Origin of the sequence: Salipaludibacillus agaradhaerens (assembly GCF_002019735.1) — a bacterium.
GTDB classification, from domain to species: Bacteria; Bacillota; Bacilli; order Bacillales; family Salisediminibacteriaceae; genus Salipaludibacillus; species Salipaludibacillus agaradhaerens.
In genome coordinates this window covers 3,905,458-3,922,974 of record NZ_KV917378.1, presented here as the reverse complement: position 1 = coordinate 3,922,974, position 17,517 = coordinate 3,905,458, and the positions used below count along the sequence as shown (strand labels likewise).

14 protein-coding genes and 1 other annotated feature are annotated in these 17,517 nt (G+C 40.5%); of the genes, 5 read left to right on the top strand and 9 right to left on the bottom strand.

The genetic code is table 11. The features are described from left to right. Nucleotides 1-97 precede the first annotated feature (97 nt). The 4 genes from BK581_RS17985 to BK581_RS17970 all read right to left on the bottom strand — a co-directional run bounded on the left by BK581_RS17985 (nucleotide 98) and on the right by BK581_RS17970 (nucleotide 4,397). Nucleotides 98-1,711: a putative polysaccharide biosynthesis protein gene (locus BK581_RS17985; protein ID WP_078579462.1), complete on the bottom strand. Its 1,614-nt coding sequence runs from the start codon at nucleotides 1,709-1,711 to the stop codon at nucleotides 98-100. Between the two features lie 601 nt (nucleotides 1,712-2,312). Beyond that, on the bottom strand, nucleotides 2,313-2,714 hold the full coding sequence (locus BK581_RS17980; protein WP_078579461.1) for a secondary thiamine-phosphate synthase enzyme YjbQ: 402 nt from the start codon (nucleotides 2,712-2,714) through the stop codon (nucleotides 2,313-2,315). Between the two features lie 20 nt (nucleotides 2,715-2,734). Further along, entirely contained in the window at nucleotides 2,735-3,535 is an 801-nt protein-coding gene (proC, locus tag BK581_RS17975) for a pyrroline-5-carboxylate reductase (protein ID WP_078579460.1), read from the bottom strand. 169 nt (nucleotides 3,536-3,704) lie between these two features. Then, nucleotides 3,705-4,397, bottom strand: coding sequence for a hypothetical protein (locus tag BK581_RS17970; RefSeq protein WP_078579459.1), 693 nt, complete (start codon nucleotides 4,395-4,397; stop codon nucleotides 3,705-3,707). A gap of 299 nt (nucleotides 4,398-4,696) precedes the next feature. Here BK581_RS17970 and BK581_RS17965 point away from each other — a divergent pair, with 299 nt between their 5' ends. After that, on the top strand, nucleotides 4,697-5,959 hold the full coding sequence (locus BK581_RS17965) for a BaiN/RdsA family NAD(P)/FAD-dependent oxidoreductase (protein WP_078579458.1): 1,263 nt from the start codon (nucleotides 4,697-4,699) through the stop codon (nucleotides 5,957-5,959). Between the two features lie 308 nt (nucleotides 5,960-6,267). Here BK581_RS17965 and leuS read toward each other — a convergent pair whose 3' ends face one another. Next, on the bottom strand, nucleotides 6,268-8,685 hold the full coding sequence (gene leuS, locus BK581_RS17960; protein WP_078579457.1) for a leucine--tRNA ligase: 2,418 nt from the start codon (nucleotides 8,683-8,685) through the stop codon (nucleotides 6,268-6,270). Nucleotides 8,686-8,767: 82 nt separating this feature from the next. After that, nucleotides 8,768-8,996 (bottom strand) — a binding site (T-box leader). A 125-nt stretch (nucleotides 8,997-9,121) separates the two neighbouring features. Beyond that, nucleotides 9,122-10,330 carry an MDR family MFS transporter gene (locus tag BK581_RS17955; protein ID WP_078579456.1) on the bottom strand — a complete coding sequence of 403 codons (1,209 nt, stop codon included), beginning with the start codon at nucleotides 10,328-10,330 and terminating at the stop codon, nucleotides 9,122-9,124. 311 nt (nucleotides 10,331-10,641) lie between these two features. Between BK581_RS17955 and ltaE the strand changes: the two genes are divergently transcribed. The 3 genes from ltaE (at nucleotide 10,642) to BK581_RS17940 (ending at nucleotide 13,359) form a co-directional block, all read left to right on the top strand. Next, nucleotides 10,642-11,661, top strand: a complete 1,020-nt coding sequence (ltaE, locus tag BK581_RS17950) for a low-specificity L-threonine aldolase (protein WP_078579455.1) — start codon at nucleotides 10,642-10,644, stop codon at nucleotides 11,659-11,661. Between the two features lie 160 nt (nucleotides 11,662-11,821). Beyond that, nucleotides 11,822-12,790: a tRNA modification radical SAM protein MnmL/YtqA gene (locus tag BK581_RS17945; protein ID WP_078579454.1), complete on the top strand. Its 969-nt coding sequence runs from the start codon at nucleotides 11,822-11,824 to the stop codon at nucleotides 12,788-12,790. Beyond that, complete coding sequence (locus tag BK581_RS17940) at nucleotides 12,787-13,359, top strand: tRNA 5-(aminomethyl)-2-thiouridylate-methyltransferase MnmM (RefSeq protein ID WP_078579453.1); 573 nt, start codon at nucleotides 12,787-12,789, stop codon at nucleotides 13,357-13,359. The genes BK581_RS17945 and BK581_RS17940 overlap by 4 nt, the downstream gene beginning before the upstream one ends. A 73-nt stretch (nucleotides 13,360-13,432) precedes the next feature. Here BK581_RS17940 and BK581_RS17935 read toward each other — a convergent pair whose 3' ends face one another. Together BK581_RS17935 and BK581_RS17930 are read right to left on the bottom strand one after the other, a co-directional pair. After that, on the bottom strand, nucleotides 13,433-14,542 hold the full coding sequence (locus BK581_RS17935; protein WP_078579452.1) for a tetraprenyl-beta-curcumene synthase family protein: 1,110 nt from the start codon (nucleotides 14,540-14,542) through the stop codon (nucleotides 13,433-13,435). A 35-nt stretch (nucleotides 14,543-14,577) separates the two neighbouring features. Beyond that, the gene (locus BK581_RS17930; protein WP_078579451.1) at nucleotides 14,578-15,372 is read right to left on the bottom strand and encodes an alpha/beta hydrolase; all 795 of its coding nucleotides are present in this window, start codon (nucleotides 15,370-15,372) and stop codon (nucleotides 14,578-14,580) included. A gap of 147 nt (nucleotides 15,373-15,519) precedes the next feature. Here BK581_RS17930 and BK581_RS17925 point away from each other — a divergent pair, with 147 nt between their 5' ends. After that, complete coding sequence (locus tag BK581_RS17925; protein ID WP_078579450.1) at nucleotides 15,520-16,056, top strand: gamma carbonic anhydrase; 537 nt, start codon at nucleotides 15,520-15,522, stop codon at nucleotides 16,054-16,056. A gap of 157 nt (nucleotides 16,057-16,213) precedes the next feature. On the opposite strand, the gene metK is transcribed toward BK581_RS17925, so the two are convergent. After that, nucleotides 16,214-17,428, bottom strand: coding sequence for a methionine adenosyltransferase (gene metK, locus BK581_RS17920; protein ID WP_078579449.1), 1,215 nt, complete (start codon nucleotides 17,426-17,428; stop codon nucleotides 16,214-16,216). Nucleotides 17,429-17,517: the final 89 nt, after the last annotated feature.

Here is a 17,517-nt window from a genome sequence, read left to right as displayed (position 1 = left end):
TTTACAAAAATATTATTGTGCGTCATCTAACCGAAGCGGAATAACTTTTATTTGAGGTGGTAATATCCTAACACGCCTCTATTTTTATAGTTTTTTTCTATTTATTTAAGAATTTAAATCTCTCTCCAAGGATTTGACCAGCCAGTCCTGAGCGAATGCCTAAATTCAAATAAACGACAATACCTGATAAAACAGTGACCGCAAGGATGATAAGAGCATCCATTCTCGTATTTATGGGAAGAAGTTGCATAAGACCGTATTGTAAAAATCCAACGACAATTGCCATCATGCCGGTGAACAAACAAACAAGTAAGAATCGTTTAAAGACAAATGTATAATCGTAATTTGCATATTTTTTTATAGCCCAAATATTTATTGCGATGGCAATTATATATCCTATTCCTGTAGCGAGGATAGCGCCATGAACCTCAAACCATGAAATAAGCAGTGTATTTGATAGTATTTTAAAGGCAAGCCCAGCTAACAATGCAATAACAGCCCATTTTTGCCTGTTAATTCCTTGAAGAATAGCTGCAGTTACAGCAAAGATGGCAAATGCCACCGCTATCCATGCATACGATCGTAACACCTCGGCCCCCTCAGCTAAATCAGCTAAACCAAATAGTGCACCATAGACAGGCTCCGCCAGCACCGTTAGACCAATTGCTGCTGGAACAGTAAGGAACAAAATGATTTGATAAGTTTGCGTGATAGTTCGTTGTAGACGATCATGCTCTTCATTTATAAATGCGTTTGTCACGGTTGGAATGATCGTTAACGACATGGCTGTTCCAAGTGCCACTGGAATTTGAATAAGCTTATGAGTGGTTTGTGAAAATGCCCCATAATAAGTTTCGACGACATTCATATCATAGCCAAGCGCTTGCATCGCTTGGTTAAACGTAACCATATCAACTAACTGATATAATGGGATCGCTAATCCCACTATCGATAACGGTATGGCATAAGTTAATAATTCTTTATACATACTGCGAAGAGGTAGCTTTTGTTCTACTGTACTCTCGTCAATTTGCCTTTTTAGACTAGGGCCTCTTTTTTTCCAATAGATTAGCAAAACAGCCAGACCGCCAAGGGCACCGACGAAAGCCCCGAATGTAGCAATACCAACAGCAGTACCTAATTCACCGTTCCATACATTCAAAATGAGAAAAGCAAATAAAAGAATAAAAACAATTCGAATGATTTGCTCAATAACTTGAGAAACAGCTGTAGGCCCCATCGACTGATGTCCTTGAAAATAACCTCTTATAATCGCCATAACTGGGACAATTAATAATGCCACACTGACCATCCTGACAGCGAAGATGACATCTTCATAGGAATTCCCCTTTAAGTCAGTAGGATCAACGACTTGTTTTGCAATGGGCTCCGCTAAGGAAAACAAAGCTAAAAAGGCAATGATACCTGTTATAAGCATCACAACAATGCCCGATTTTAATAACCTTTGTCCCGTTCTGTAATCGCCTAGAGCGTTGTATTTAGACACAAATTTCGACACGGCAAGGGGAACTCCGAGCGTAGATAAACTTAACATAATTGTATAGGGCAAATAGCCATATGTATAAAGTGCCATTCCTTTTGTTCCCACAATTGCTGTAAATGGGAACACGTAAATTAACCCGAGAATCTTAGAGATAAAGACACTCGCCGTTAGAATAACCGTACCTCTAATTAATTGCTGCTCTGACATGTCTCTTGCTCCTCACCTTAGTTTCACATAACACTGATAGCATTTTATCATACTTTTTATTAAAAAGTAGGGAATTATGTTGCAATTAATCCAGTCATTTATTCTATTCGTGCTATCCCCTTCTAAAGGACTATAAAACGAACCTTCAATCAGTGGGAGTTTTCGTTCTTCTCCCACTGATTGTTAGTTGAGTTAATCAGGACATTAGCGTCCGTTATCTCCTGCCTAAATAGAGATAGCTCTACTCTCTATTTTGAAGCCGGAGTTTTACGGACGTTTATCTGTGATAAACTCGCACTTTATTACCACACTTTAAAACTAGCAAAATGACACAGTCATTTGTATTATGGTGAATAGGGGAAAGCTGACTTTGGGTATGGAGAGGAGAGTTAACCATGCTTTATCTCTAATTAATATGAATGCCTCACATACAATAATCGCTTTCGAAGATGTATATGATTTATTTGAACTTACACCTTCTTCTCGCTCTTCATTAAGGCTTGTACAGAACAAAAGCAGAACATGAAAAAAGCTAGGAAATAGGCTCTTTCCTAGCTTAATAACGTTGTAATAAGAGACTTCATTGCGCTCTTTTAATTAATTAGCCTTCGATAACTTTTACATAGGCGTGTCGCTGTCGGGGGCCATCAAATTCGCAAAAATAAATACCTTGCCACGTGCCTAAAATGAGTTTGCTATTTTCAATGATGACCATTTGCGAAGCCCCTGTCGTACTTGCTTTTAAATGAGCCGCAGTATTCCCTTCTACGTGCCGATACTTATCATGATGCCATGGATAAACCTCATCCCAGCGCATGAGCATATCATGTTTCACATCTGGGTCTGCATTCTCATTAATTGTAATTCCTGCTGTTGTATGAGCACAGTAAATGTATACAACCCCGGATTGGACACCACTCTCATTAACGACTTGCTGCACCTCTTCCGTCATATCCTTCATCTCATCTCGTGAGCCTGTGGTGATCGCTAATTTCTTGAGCATCTCTCTCTTCACCTACTTTCTTATTGGTTATGAGTACGTGCATGATTGTTAGTCGCCTTCACCGCATCTTTTAGCATGCTCATAAAACCTTGTTCATTAAGAACCTCTAGCCCTTTAGCCGTAGAGCCTCCGGGAGATGCCACTTGATCCATTAATTGTTGTGGTTCCCCATTATGTTCTAGCATAGATACTGATCCTTTTAACATATGGGTCACGAGCTTCCTCGCCTGTTTACGACTAACCCCATAGTTCACAGCCGCTTCCTCTAACCCCAACGCAAAAGCGTACAAAAAAGCTGGCGCACTTCCGGTAACCGCAGTTAAATCATGAACTTTTTCAGCTGATAGTTCTTCCGATTCTCCAATGGATGACAAAATATAGTTAATGATCGTTCTATGATGATTTTCCACATATTCCCCACACGTAAACGTGGACATTGATTCTCCGATACTTGCCGCGGTGTTTGGCATAATCCAAGCAACTGGTGTCCGCGTATTAAGGCGGGCCTCTATATAAGCTGGATCAATTCCTGCTGCTACTGTTAAAATAAGCTGATGATCTATCACTTCTTTCAACTGTTCCAGCAAGTAATTATGCGCATCGGGGGGTGCAGCCAATAAAATCACATCGTGAGAAGCTACTTCACTTATAGCATCTTGCGTCACGTGAACACCATATGTACGCTTTAACCTGCTAAGCCTATCTTTGTTTGAAACATTTGAAACGGTTATAGATGAGAAAATATTTTTTTCCTCTGCCACTAAGCCTGAAATAATAGCCTCTGCCATTCTCCCTGCTCCAATAACTAATAATGATGTCATACCTCATTCATCTCCTTCACTACGTCTTCTAACATACCACGAACGAACTATCATGTAAAAATGACATACGGTATCGACTAAAATGGTTAGCCATATTCAAGATCATCTTTAAAGCCGCATTTCACCAAAAAAAGATCTGACGATGTCAGATCTCCAGCTCTCCATATATTTAGCTAATATTCTGTAGCTTCCGTTCTAATTTCTTTAACTTAAATTCATGTTTATTTGCTTTTTCATATTGCTTTAATTTACGTTTTAACCGGCTTTTAGTTAAATTGCCATCGACTATCCCTTTTTGATTTAAGTAAGCTGCGAAAAAGTCCACATTTCCGCTTTCATATTTAAATTTATCTTCAACGGTCTCAAAATACCGATCAAAAGCCTCTAATAACGACGCATCATCTGGAACAAAATCACCGTAAACATCTATGCATAAACGATAGTTGTACTCCCTTAAGGTCGTTAAAAAAGAGGTTAAGAATAAGTCTTCGTTCCCTTCAAGCACAAAGCCTTTTCGCTCAAGTAAGGTGATAAATACGTCTAATTCATTGTGATAAAACAGGTGTGTTTGCCGCATTTCTTTTGTCATATTGAGATTTATGCTTACCGTGCCTTCAGAGCGAGCATGCAACATGTTTAAAAGCGCTCGGCTCGCTTCTGGTTTCAATAAAAAAGTTGGTAAAACTGTTTTAAGGTACTTAGAGACCTCCGAATTTAATAGAGATTGTAACGTCTCTTTTCTTTTCATCTCTGCTAGCATTTTTCGTCTTTCCAAAATAGCATAGTTATTAATACGAGCCTGTGTCTCCTCAGCCCAAACCGCACGTTTTGCTTCAAACTTTTCCTTCAAGTTTTGAAACATGTGCCTCTCCTCCTTTCACGAGTTCACTCATAAACAATGGTAGAATATTTCCCACCTGAAGTTTACCACATTCAAATGAGAAATAAAACAGCGTTTTTCAAAAAAAATTCAACTATTTGATATGTATTTCACCCTCACCGTCTCTCAGGTAGATAAATAACTAATAATCGCTTAATTTGGCGTTATTTTTCTGAAAAATAAATATGGTACCTGTTTTTTTCACTAAAGCTTGCTTCCTTCTTTCAAGCACAGTAAAATCGGATAGATGAATTGAATCTGACAAGAAAGAAGGCGTTAAGATGACTGATGTCATAATCATCGGTGGTGGGCCAGCTGGATTAATGGCAGCCGTGGCAGCAGCTGAGCACGGTGCAACAGTCTTACTGCTCGATAAAGGGAAAAAACTAGGACGCAAACTTGCCATTTCCGGTGGAGGGCGCTGTAACGTAACTAATCGTGCGGATATCGAGGATATCATTACGCATATCCCGGGTAATGGGCGCTTCATGCATAGCCCCTTCTCTATATTTAATAATGAAGACATTATTGCCTTTTTTGAAAGTCTAGGAATAAAATTAAAAGAAGAGGATCGAGGCAGAATGTTCCCCGTAAATGATAAAGCGGTGGATGTGGTCCGAGCTTTATTAAATAAAATCCGTTCATTAAATGTCTCTATTCGTACGAATACAGAAGTATGTGACATCCTTTATGATCCGTCGATCACTAGCGTTACAGGGGTTTTATTAAAAAATGGTGAAAAACTTGAAACGAACCGAGTTATTATCGCGGTAGGTGGAAAATCGGTTCCCCACACTGGCTCCACCGGTGATGGCTATCCGTGGGCTGTGAAAGCAGGGCATACGGTAACAGATTTATATCCTACTGAAGTTCCAATTACATGTCATGACGCGTTTATAAAAGCGAAAACATTACAAGGTCTTTCATTAAGAGATGTTCAATTATCTGTACTGGATCCGAAAAAAAGAAAAGTCATTAAAGCTCATGAAGGAGATATGATCTTTACTCATTTTGGGGTTTCCGGTCCAATTAGTTTGCGTTGTAGCCAATATGTTGTTAAAGCACGAAAAAAACATCCGGATACAGCGATTCCCTTACAGGTGGACTTGTTTCCTAAGGAAACCACCGAAGACGTGTTACAGCAACTCGTCCAGTTACTTAAAGAACAATCTAAAAAAGCGATTAAAAACGCCCTTCAAGGCTTTTTGCCTGAGCGCCTTATCCCAATTTTATTAGAGATGGCCCATATTGATCCTTTAGCCATTTATCCAGAGCTTGCTCACGCCAAGCTTAGGGAGCTGGCTCAGCTTATTAAAGGCTTCCCACTGACAGCCACAGGGACTCTTTCTATCGAAAAAGCGTTTGTCACCGGAGGCGGTGTTAGTGTGAAAGAAATTCAACCGAAACGAATGGAATCAAAGCTAGTCAAAGGGCTCTTTTTCTGCGGTGAAGTCCTTGATTTACATGGTTATACCGGTGGTTATAATATAACCGTTGCTTTTTCGACTGGTTATACAGCAGGAAAAGCAGCTGCGGGTCAGTAGTAAAGTTTTTTTATCATTTCGCCTCTCTTCGTTAATCTGAAGAAGGGCGTTTTGTTTTATCTAACCATCCATAAAACGCTCACGTCAAAAATAGATAGGAAAGATAAATCTATTTAGGGGGGAACGGACGCTAATGTCCTCATTAACACAACTATCAATCATTGGGACCATTAATTAAAGATTCATTTTATGTTTTGAAAAGACACATCCTGACGCTAAGCAGTTGTTTTTATTTTGCCCATACAAAAAAGCCCGACAGAATAATAACACAGCTCATCGTGTCTTATTCTGTCGGACGCCCATTAGTGTTAGTTAGCAACAATGTTCACTAATTTTCCTGGGACAGCAATTACTTTTCGAATGGTTTTGCCGTCTATTTCTTCTTTTATCTTCTCTAATGTAAGTGCTTGTTCTTCTAATTCTTCTTTGGTAGCTTCCTTAGCTACCATCAGTTTTGTGCGAACTTTTCCGTTTACTTGTACCACGATTTCTACTTCATTCTCGACGAGCCATGTTTCATCATAAACTGGCCACAAGCTGTATGCCAACGTCTCTTCATGTCCTAGGTGGCTCCATAGTTCTTCACTTAAATGAGGAGCCACTGGCGACAATAATTTAAGGAAGCCTTCCAGGTGACTTCTTGATAGCATTTCCTGTTTATAAGCTTCATTTACAAACACCATTAATTGTGAAATACCCGTATTAAACCTTAATCCCTCAAAATCATCCGTCACTTTTTTCACGGTTTGATGATAGACGCGGGTCATCTCGTCACTGCCATGAGCATCAGCGATAATAGGGTTTAGCTTTCCTTCATCGGTAATGATTAACCGCCATACACGGTCGAGAAAACGCCGCGCACCATCTAATCCATTCTCACTCCATGCGATGGAAGCATCCAATGGGCCCATGAACATTTCATAAAGTCTAAGTGTATCCGCACCGTGAGACTCAATAATATCGTCTGGGTTGACGACATTTCCTTTTGACTTACTCATTTTTTCGTTATTCTCTCCAAGAATCATCCCTTGGTTATAAAGCTTTTGGAACGGCTCTTTTGTTGGTACGATGCCGATATCATACAACACTTTATGCCAAAATCGCGCATACAGGAGATGAAGAACTGCATGTTCCGCACCACCAATATAAATATCTACTGGTAACCATTGTTGTAACTTCTTTGGATCAGCAAGCTGTTCATCATTATGCGGATCAATATAACGCAAGTAATACCAGCAGCTCCCTGCCCATTGTGGCATCGTATTCGTTTCACGTCGTCCTTTTTTACCTGATTTAGGATCTGTGACATATAACCACTCAGTATTGTTAGCCAGCGGTGACTCTCCTGTGCCCGATGGCTTGAATTCCTCCATTTCAGGAAGTGTGAGTGGTAACTCGTGTTCAGGAATGGGTTCCATTGTTCCGTCTTCCCAATGGATCATCGGAATTGGTTCTCCCCAATAACGTTGACGGCTAAATAACCAATCACGTAATCGGTAAGTGATTTGTCGTTCCCCTTTTTTATTTTCTTCTAGCCAGTCACACATTGCTGAAATCGCCTCTTCATTATGAAGGCCATCCAAGAAGTCAGAATTAACGTGTGGCCCGTCACCAGCGTATGCTTCTGTTGCAATATCACCACCTGATACCACTTCTTTAATCGGCAAATTAAATGTTTTGGCGAATTCATAATCTCGTTCATCATGTCCAGGAACCGCCATTACCGCTCCTGTTCCATAATTAACGAGAACATAGTCGGCGATCCAAATAGGGAGTTTTTCCCCTGTTACAGGATGAGTCGCATACCCACCTGTAAACACACCCGTTTTTTCTTTTGCTAGTTCTGTGCGTTCTAAGTCACTTTTTGTCGCTACTTGGTGCTGATAAGCAGTGACCGCTTCTTTTTGCTCTGCCGTCGTTAAGTCATTAATAAGAGAATGCTCCGGCGCTAGTACGAGATACGTGGCTCCGTATAAAGTATCTGGGCGTGTTGTAAAAACGGTCACCTCTTTTCCAAGCTCATCAAGCTTAAAATGAACGTCCGCACCTTCTGACCTGCCAATCCAATTACGCTGCATATCTTTAATACTTTCAGGCCAATCTAACTCTTCCAAATCTTCAAGAAGTCGATCTGCATAAGCGGTTATCTTAAGCATCCATTGCTTCATCGGACGGCGTTCAACCGGATGACCGCCCCGTTCACTTTTTCCATCGATAACCTCTTCATTGGCTAGGACAGTGCCTAATGCAGGACACCAATTAACCGCTACTTCATCCACATACGCTAACCCTTTTTTATATAGTTGAAGGAAAATCCACTGCGTCCATTTATAATATTTCTCATCGGTTGTATTCACTTCTCTATCCCAATCGTAAGAAAACCCGAGTGCTTTGATTTGTCTGCGGAAATTATTGATATTTTGTTCTGTGAATTCACGCGGGTGCTTACCGGTATCAAGCGCATATTGTTCTGCCGGTAAACCAAAAGCATCCCATCCCATTGGATGAAGGACGTTATACCCTTGCATACGCTTCATCCGTGACAAAATATCAGTGGCTGTATAGCCTTCTGGATGTCCTACATGTAACCCTGCTCCTGATGGATATGGGAACATATCCAATGCATAAAACTTTTTCTTAGCTGGGTCCTCTGTTGTCGCGAATACTTTGTTTTCTTCCCAAATGTGCTGCCATTTTTTTTCGATTTGCTGATGTTCAAATGCCAACTTTGTTACCTCCTTAAAACTCTCTCTATAGTTAGTGTTACTTAAACGCTTAAAAGCAAAAAGCCTCCCGTCACTAGTTATGACTAGGGACGAGAGGCTGATAATCATCCTTCCCGCGGTACCACCCACGTTTAGCGCTAATTTCATAAGCACTCACTCTATACCGTTAACGCCAGTCACACGACAAAGGGTAAATGATTTCCCCTTTGCAACTCCAAGGTGAGTTCATGAACAACCATGGTTAACTTTCACCGACCGTTAACTCTCTGTATCAAGGTTACTTCATTACTAATCCTTTTCTACATTTTTTTCACATTCATTTATCGTCATTATACGTTATTTTATGAGGTGACACAATCACTGTCAAGTCTTGCTCATACACCTTACAAAAAATGTATTTTTAGACTCTAGTGAACGACCATTTTATAGCACTCCTCTAAGAAGCTGAACGTTCTTGTCGTTTTTTCGTAAAATCCAGGTGTGGAACGCCTTTATCGAAAATTCGGGTCATGATAAAGGCAATCGAAAACATAGCGACAAGCACATAAAATAAGACCGCCATTCCAAATAAGTCAGCCATGAGTCCACCGAAAAGCGGTCCAATCATCCTACCTCCAGTTCCGACACTATTGACAATTCCTTGATAAAAGCCAGCCTTTCCTTTTGGAGCTAATGTGTGCGCAATTGTCGGTATAGCTGGCCAAACAAACATTTCTCCCAATGTTAGAATAATCATCGCTACCACAAATGCTGTCAACACTTCAGCACTAGCTAAAATTAAATACGAAACCATGAAAATACTAAGCCCCACATAAATTTGTGCTTTTAAAGAATGAACCCATCTTCTTATAAAAAATTTAATAAGAGGCTGACAAAAAATAATCATTCCCCCATTAATCGTCCACAATAGACTGTACGCACTTAAAGGTATTCCTAAGTTTTGCGTATGAACGGAAATAGTCGATGCCCACTGAGTATAAGCAATCCAACACACTAAGAAGCCAGCGCATAGCAAAAGAAGTGCTTGGAATCGCTTACTACTTTCCACTCGCTCTGTCTGTTGAAACGTAGAGGAAGCTGATACTTTCCTTCCTTCCTCTTCAAGATGTTTAAAAAAAGTGAGTGCCAATAAGAAAAAACTAAAATACATCACACCGTTCCCAAAGAAGACAAAATCGAATCTCAAGCTGGCAAGCAACCCGCCAATGGCTGCCCCTGCGGCAACACCCACATTTTGTGCCACGTACATGGCATTAAACGGCTTGCGTCCACCTTCAGGCCAAATCGCTCCGGCTAATGCATACATACAAGGCACCATCATACCTCCACCAAATCCAATCGTGGTGAGCATGAGTACATAGGCTATAAATGACTGATGGAAAACAGCTAGCGTAAAGGCGCTCACTGTTGTAATCGTAACGCCGGCCATAATCGTTTTATAGCCACCAATTTTATCAAACAACCTACCACCTAATAGATTCCCTGCAACCCCTGCAGCTGCGTTTATCATAATAATACTGCCAGCCACTGTTAAAGAACGCCCTAGTTCTTGACTCATATATATGGTATTCAGCGGCCATAAAAATGACGCACCTGTCACATTAATTGTCATCCCAATGACTAAAATCCAAATTGCTTTTGGCACGTATTTCCCCTCCATTATTTCGATACACTAACTAATAGATTAGATGATTATGATTTAATTAGCAACAAAATGAACCTTCAATGAGTGGAAGTTTCCGTTCCTCTCCACTGATTGGTAGTGGCGTGAATCAGGACATTAGCGGCCGTTAGCTCCCGCCTAAATAGAGTTAGCTCTCCTTTCTATTTTGACCTAGGACGTTTACGAACGGTTATCTGTGATCAAATCACACCTTTGTAATGATTAGTATTATTTTCACGCTGTGCAAGTGTGATAGGATAGAAGAAACAGACCCATAGAGGAGGACGAGCTTCATGATTGATTTACGAAGTGATACAGTTACCAAACCGAGCCAGTTAATGCGGGATGTGATGGCAAAAGCTGATGTGGGTGATGATGTATATGGAGAAGACCCTACAGTCAATGAATTAGAAGCATACGCAGCTAAGCTTGTGGGAAAAGAAGCGGCCCTCTTCGTCACAAGCGGTACACAAGGTAATCAAATAGCCGTTTTGTCTCATACTCATTTAGGGCAAGAAGTGATTATGGACGAAGACGCGCACGTATTTATTTATGAAGGTGGCGCTATTTCTGCTTTTGCTAGTGTTCAATCACGTACACTTCCCCACATAAACGGAGAAATACCATTGAAAACACTGGAGGAAGCCATACGACCAGATGATGTGCATTTCCCTGAAACAGGCCTAATCTGGCTTGAAAACACGCATAACCGTAGCGGTGGAACTGTGTTAACGATTGATTACTTAAAACATGTAGCGGAAATAGCCACTCACCATAACGTGCCAGTACATATGGATGGCGCTCGTCTCTTTAACGCTGCAGTTGCCATCAAAGAAGACGTGACAACGATTACGCAACATGTGGATACCGTACAATTTTGCCTCTCAAAAGGGCTCGGTGCCCCTGTAGGATCCATTCTAGCTGGTAGTAAACAATTTATCGCTAACGCCAGAAAAAAACGAAAAATGCTCGGAGGTGGCCTTCGCCAAGCAGGTGTACTTGCAGCTCCAGGCCTGCTAGCGTTAAAATCAAATATAAAACGTTTGGAAGACGATCACGAACATGCTCGAATGTTAGCAGCTGCAATAAATAGATATACTGATATGGTAGTCACTCACGACATTCATACCAACATCATTATTGCCGACACAGCCCACTCTGCTAAGACAGCTAAAGAATGGGTATCCCTGCTAGCTGAAAAAGGCATTTCCGTAATCCAATATAAACCTGAAGCATTACGTTTCACAACACATTTAAATATATCTACAAAAAATATTAACGACGTCATTAACTTATTAAAAACATGTTCATAAAACGAATCTTCAATCAGTGATCCCACTAATTGAAGATTAAGTTAATCAGGACCTTAGCGTCCGGTAGCCCCGGCAAAATAAGGATACCTCTCCTCTCTATTTTGACGCCGACGCTTTATGGACAGTTACCTGTGATAAATGAAAGGCAGTTGACAATGCGATGACTAACGAACAAGCGCATCTTTTCGGAGATAAGCGCTATCTCACATGGAATTATCATTTGAAACAGCAATTTGGTGAAAAAATATTTAAAGTCCCTTTAGACGGGGGATTTGACTGTCCTAATCGGGATGGAAATGTTGCTTACGGTGGCTGTACATTTTGTAGTGAGCGAGGCTCTGGCGACTTTGCCGGCGACAGACGTGATGATTTAGTCACACAGTTTCATACGATTAAAGACAAACTTCATAAAAAATGGCGCTCGGGAAAATATATCGGTTATTTTCAAGCCTATACAAATACGTATGCCCCCGTAGAGGAGCTTCGTGACATGTATGAGGTCATTTTAAAGCAGGAAGATGTGATCGGTCTCTCCATCGCCACACGTCCTGACTGTTTACCAGATGATGTAGTTGCGTACTTGGCAGAACTGAATAAGCGCACTTATTTATGGGTGGAGTTAGGTTTGCAAACGGCCCATGATCAAACAGGAGAACTTATTAACCGCGCTCATGATTTTCAATGTTATGTTGAAGGTGTAAAAAAGCTTCGCAAGCATGGTATTCGCGTATGCTCTCATATAATTAACGGCTTGCCATTGGAGACGAATGCCATGATGCTTCAAACGGCTAAAGAAGTGGCTAAACTAGATGTCCAAGGGATTAAAATACATTTACTCCACTTATTAAAAAGGACGCCAATGGTTAAACAATATGAAAAAGGGATGCTGGACTTAATGGATAAAGAGACTTATATTAAGCTCGTCTGTGATCAGTTAGAAGTCCTTCCTCCTTCAATGATTGTTCACCGCTTAACAGGAGATGGTCCTGCAGATTTAATGATCGGACCGATGTGGAGTTTAAATAAGTGGGAAGTGCTAAATGGGATCGATAAAGAAATGAAAGAACGTAACAGTTGGCAAGGAAAATACTTCTCTACTGACGGTAGTCAAAAGGGGATTGCGTTATGAAATTAACACGTATTCTCCCCTTCGCAAGGGAATTATTAGCGAAAGCCGTTCCTAAGAGTGGGATAGCGATTGATGCCACAGCTGGTAATGGGCATGATACACTCTTTTTAGCGAAATGCGTTGGCGAACACGGCTTTGTATATAGCTTCGATATCCAAAAGCAGGCGATTGAGACAACTAAGAGCCGGCTTATGTCAGAAAGTGCGTTAACCCCTGTCAATCTCATTCATGATGGACACGAAAACTTACTCACATATCTAAAAACTGAGCATAACGGACAAGTTGATGGCGCAATTTTCAATTTAGGCTATTTGCCTGGGAGTGATAAATCGATCGTAACCATAGCTGAGACAACGATCACAGCGATACGTCATATTTTAACTCATTTAAAATCTGAGGGCCTTCTCATACTAGTCATTTATAGTGGCCATATGGAAGGGAAAAAAGAGCGAGAGGTGGTCATACCTTTTGTACGTCAATTGCCTCAAGACATGTACCATGTGCTAGAATATCGATTCACGAATCAGCGAAATAACCCGCCGTTTATTATTGCTATCGAAAAGCGCTAAGAATAAAATGCTCTTTATACTATTCCAACATAAGAAGATGCGATTATCATAAATGATAATCGCATCTTCTACTTCAATAAAAACTGTTTTGTCCTAGCCTCACTACCCCTGTCGCTTTTTCTCTTCGGGCGGTTTTTAGGTTAAACTTTATAAATGAATAAAAGAGTAACGTTGTCATTCCACCATGACGCATTAAGCGACGTTTATTTCTTTTTAAATTAGCATCTTTTTTGACTTTTTCATCCGCAAGATAAATAGCGAGTAACCCATTATTAATGAGCCGATGAAATTTGTTATCTCTCAGAGTTTTTAGCGAATCATCAGCTTTCATAAAGAACTGTTCCATTCTACTAAGTAGTGTTTCGTCACTCTCATAGTAAAAACAAAAATTTAAATCCCCTTCTATACGATCTTCCTCTTGATCAATGAAATAATCCATCATAATATGTAGCCCTTGAACCCAAGGGAAATACCCATCTTTAACAAGCTCTGCCTCTTTTTTTGAAAAGGAAGCGTCACCTGCTGCATATGAACTTAAACAAAATATTCCGAGAGTTGATCCTGTACAAGCCGAAAATTCATACCATGTCATGGGCGCCACCTGTGCTTTATGCTGTTCAAACCAATCAATCAGCCGTGTTTCTCTGTTCTCGTGATGGACATGCTTATTCACTTGTAAGTCACTATATAAAGAAGCTAACTGAAGGTTTTGAGCTTCAACCTCCTTGTAAGCAGGAAATGATAAGATACACGTCTGGCAGGTTTTTACGAGCTCAGATAAATATCCCCCGTCATCCTTTTCACTTCGATAGTGGTAATAATCATGCAATGGTGCGTTTACTGTAAGAGCATCTGACATCGCCATGTGAAGCGCACTAAAATCCTTTGGGTCTAACGAAGTGCTTCTATCACACAAATTATCTAAATAATCACTGATCGTTTGATAAGCCACAATAAACTTAACTGCTTCCTTTAGATGATCACCTGCCAATAGCGCATAGACAGCACCACCTTCACAGTGAAACGCTTTGTTAGCAATACTTGCTAACGCTTGTTCCCGAAGCTCTGGATCTGGAATCTCTTTAGCTCGCTTCCGCCACTCATCTAAGCATGTATAGACCTCCGGAATAACCTTTTTATATATTTGAATCATAAGAGACCAAGATGTCGTAGGGATCGTCACTTCACATTCCTCCATCACACGGTGAACAGAACCACTTAATTATGAAGATTCATCGTAACGAAACCGAGCATATGAGCCAGCACGTGATTTTTTTCCGGTTCGTTTAACACTTCATGGTACAGTCCTTCCCATTCTTTATAATATTTATCCTTTAAATCCACTTGATTAAACCATTCTTTCACTTTAAATTTATCAACAATTCGGTCATCGCCACCTTGCATCACAAGTAGCGGTAGTTCTGGAAAGCGTTCTGTATTGTCATGAGCTATTTTCATCGCTTTATCTAATTCTCTATACCATCTGACACTAACTTTTTTGATTAACAAATGATCGGTGGCATCTCGTTCCCGCATTAACGGGTCGCGCGTACCTGATCCTGTTTCAAGACCTGACGGAAACCTCAAACCAGGTGTCACTCTATTCAATGCCAATGAAAGTATCTTTTTGTTTATCGGCGTTTTATTAAATAATCCAAAGCAAGGTGATGACAAAATCACCATTTGAGGGAGCTTTTCTTCTCGCATCTCCATTAGCGTGCGAGTTGATATAAGGCCTCCCATACTATGGCCTAATAAAATCACAGGTAAACCATACTTTTTAGCTTCATTAAGCCAGCCTGATACAGCTTTTATGTAGTCATTGAAGCTTTTTACGTGACCTTTTCTCCCTTCCGTTGTCCCTTGGCCAGGTAAGTCCCCGAGTATAACATGAAACCCAAATTCATTTAACCGCTCAGTAATCCACTTGTAACGCACATGATATTCTCCAGCTCCGTGAACAACAACAAATACCCCTTTAGCCTCTTTTGACTTTGCTTCCCATCTCCACATATTTATCACCTTCGATTCAGTCTGTTTTCTTACTATCTTCCCTTTCCATAACACTTTCGTCAAGTCATAGAAATTGAGATTTCGTTCCCAAAAGAAAATTTGCTAAACTATTGGTGAAAGTATAAGTATTTTTAAGGAGGCGAGTTGATGACTATTTACCCATATAACGGAAAAACCCCTCTTATCAGTGAAGAAGCTTTTATTGCAACAGGGGTTATTATTACTGGCGATGTCACTATTCATGAAAATACAAGCATATGGTTTAATACAGTCATACGTGGAGATGTAGCCCCAACAATCATTGAAAAGAACGTTAATGTCCAGGATAATAGTACTCTTCATCAAAGTCCTAACATCCCATTGCATTTGAAAGAAGGGGTTACAGTTGGCCATCAATGTACGTTACATAGTTGCCTCATTCATAGACACGCTTTGATAGGAATGGGGTCACTTATTCTTGATGGCGCAGAAATCGGTGAAGAAGCCTTTATTGGTGCAGGAAGTCTCGTCCCGCCAGGAAAAAAGATTCCACCAAGAACATTAGCACTCGGTCATCCGGCTAAAGTCATACGCGAATTGACAGATGACGACTTTAGAGAAATGAAACGGATCAGAGAAGACTACATGGCAAAAGCCGCTTATTATAAGCGTTTTGAAGAGAAGCAACGTAACACTAAAAAGTGACACAGTTAAATATGGGAAGATATACTCAATTAACTGAATTAAACTAAAAAAGCACGCTGATGACCGAGAAATACTTTATTCATGCCAACTATAAGTTGACGAGACTAAAGTCATTTCACATCATGCGTGCTCTTTAATTTAGATAGGTTAAAACGAATTAAGATTGCTTTGCTAGTGCAAAAGCCTCTTCTCTCATAAGATCCGCTTTATCTGTCGCCTCCCATGGAAGGGCAACATCTGTACGGCCAAAATGCCCATAGGCAGCAGTTTGTTTATATATTGGTCGACGTAAATCAAGCATCTTGATAATCCCTGCAGGACGCAAGTCAAAGTGATTTCGTACTACTTTAACGAGTACTTCCTCCGATACTTTTCCCGTGTCGAATGTTTCAATTGCAATCGACACTGGCTGAGCAACACCGATAGCATACGCTAATTGAACCTCACACCGTTCAGCTAAACCAGCTGCTACAATATTTTTTGCCACATAACGGGCAGCATAGGCGGCAGAACGGTCCACTTTAGTCGCATCTTTACCAGAGAAAGCCCCACCTCCATGGCGCGCATATCCGCCATACGTATCTACAATAATTTTTCTACCAGTTAAACCAGCATCCCCTTGAGGCCCACCAATCACGAAACGTCCAGTAGGATTAATAAAATATTTTGTGTTTTCATCTAAAAATACCTCTGGAACAACTGGTCGTATAACGTGTGTCGTTAAATCTGCTTTAATTTGTGCTAATTCTACTTCAGGATGATGTTGAGTAGAAATCACAATCGTATCAATTCTAACTGGCTGTTGATTTTCATCATATTCCACTGTTACTTGTACTTTTCCATCAGGACGTAAATAATCCAATGTGCCATCTTTGCGCACTTCTGCAAGACGACGAGAAAGTTTATGTGATAAGGAGATTGGCAGTGGCATAAGTTCAGGTGTTTGATTATCTGCGTAGCCAAACATTAACCCTTGATCTCCTGCACCGATTGCTTCAATTTCGTCATCAGTCATATGGCCTTCTCTCGCTTCAAGTGCTTGATCGACACCTTGTGCAATATCTGGAGATTGTTCATCAATAGACGTGAGTACAGCACATGTTTCATAATCAAATCCATATTTCGCCCGTACATATCCAATTTCCTTCAACGTTTCTCGAACAACTTTTGGGATATCCACATATGTTGAGGTTGAAATTTCTCCAGCTACAAGCACAAGTCCTGTGTTAACTGACGTTTCACATGCCACTCTTGCATTAGGATCGTTTTTCATAATTTCATCTAAAATAGAATCCGATATTTGATCACAAATCTTATCTGGATGCCCTTCTGTCACCGATTCTGATGTAAATAAACGTGTTTTTCCTGCCACTTTATGTACCTCCTCAATTTTTTCAACTCATTGCCGATGACGGTACTCGTTCTCCTGTAGAATGGTTTCTCTCCTCACTAGATTAGCTG

Coding starts and splice junctions, on each gene's coding strand:
- BK581_RS17980 (WP_078579461.1), bottom strand. CDS start 2,714: ATGCTCAAGAAATTAGCGATCACCACAGGCTCACGAGATGAGATGAAG.
- BK581_RS17925 (WP_078579450.1), top strand. CDS start 15,520: ATGACTATTTACCCATATAACGGAAAAACCCCTCTTATCAGTGAAGAA.
- BK581_RS17940 (WP_078579453.1), top strand. CDS start 12,787: ATGAAATTAACACGTATTCTCCCCTTCGCAAGGGAATTATTAGCGAAA.
- BK581_RS17930 (WP_078579451.1), bottom strand. CDS start 15,372: ATGTGGAGATGGGAAGCAAAGTCAAAAGAGGCTAAAGGGGTATTTGTT.
- ltaE (WP_078579455.1), top strand. CDS start 10,642: ATGATTGATTTACGAAGTGATACAGTTACCAAACCGAGCCAGTTAATG.
- BK581_RS17965 (WP_078579458.1), top strand. CDS start 4,697: ATGACTGATGTCATAATCATCGGTGGTGGGCCAGCTGGATTAATGGCA.
- proC (WP_078579460.1), bottom strand. CDS start 3,535: ATGACATCATTATTAGTTATTGGAGCAGGGAGAATGGCAGAGGCTATT.
- BK581_RS17945 (WP_078579454.1), top strand. CDS start 11,822: ATGACTAACGAACAAGCGCATCTTTTCGGAGATAAGCGCTATCTCACA.
- BK581_RS17970 (WP_078579459.1), bottom strand. CDS start 4,397: ATGTTTCAAAACTTGAAGGAAAAGTTTGAAGCAAAACGTGCGGTTTGG.
- BK581_RS17985 (WP_078579462.1), bottom strand. CDS start 1,711: ATGTCAGAGCAGCAATTAATTAGAGGTACGGTTATTCTAACGGCGAGT.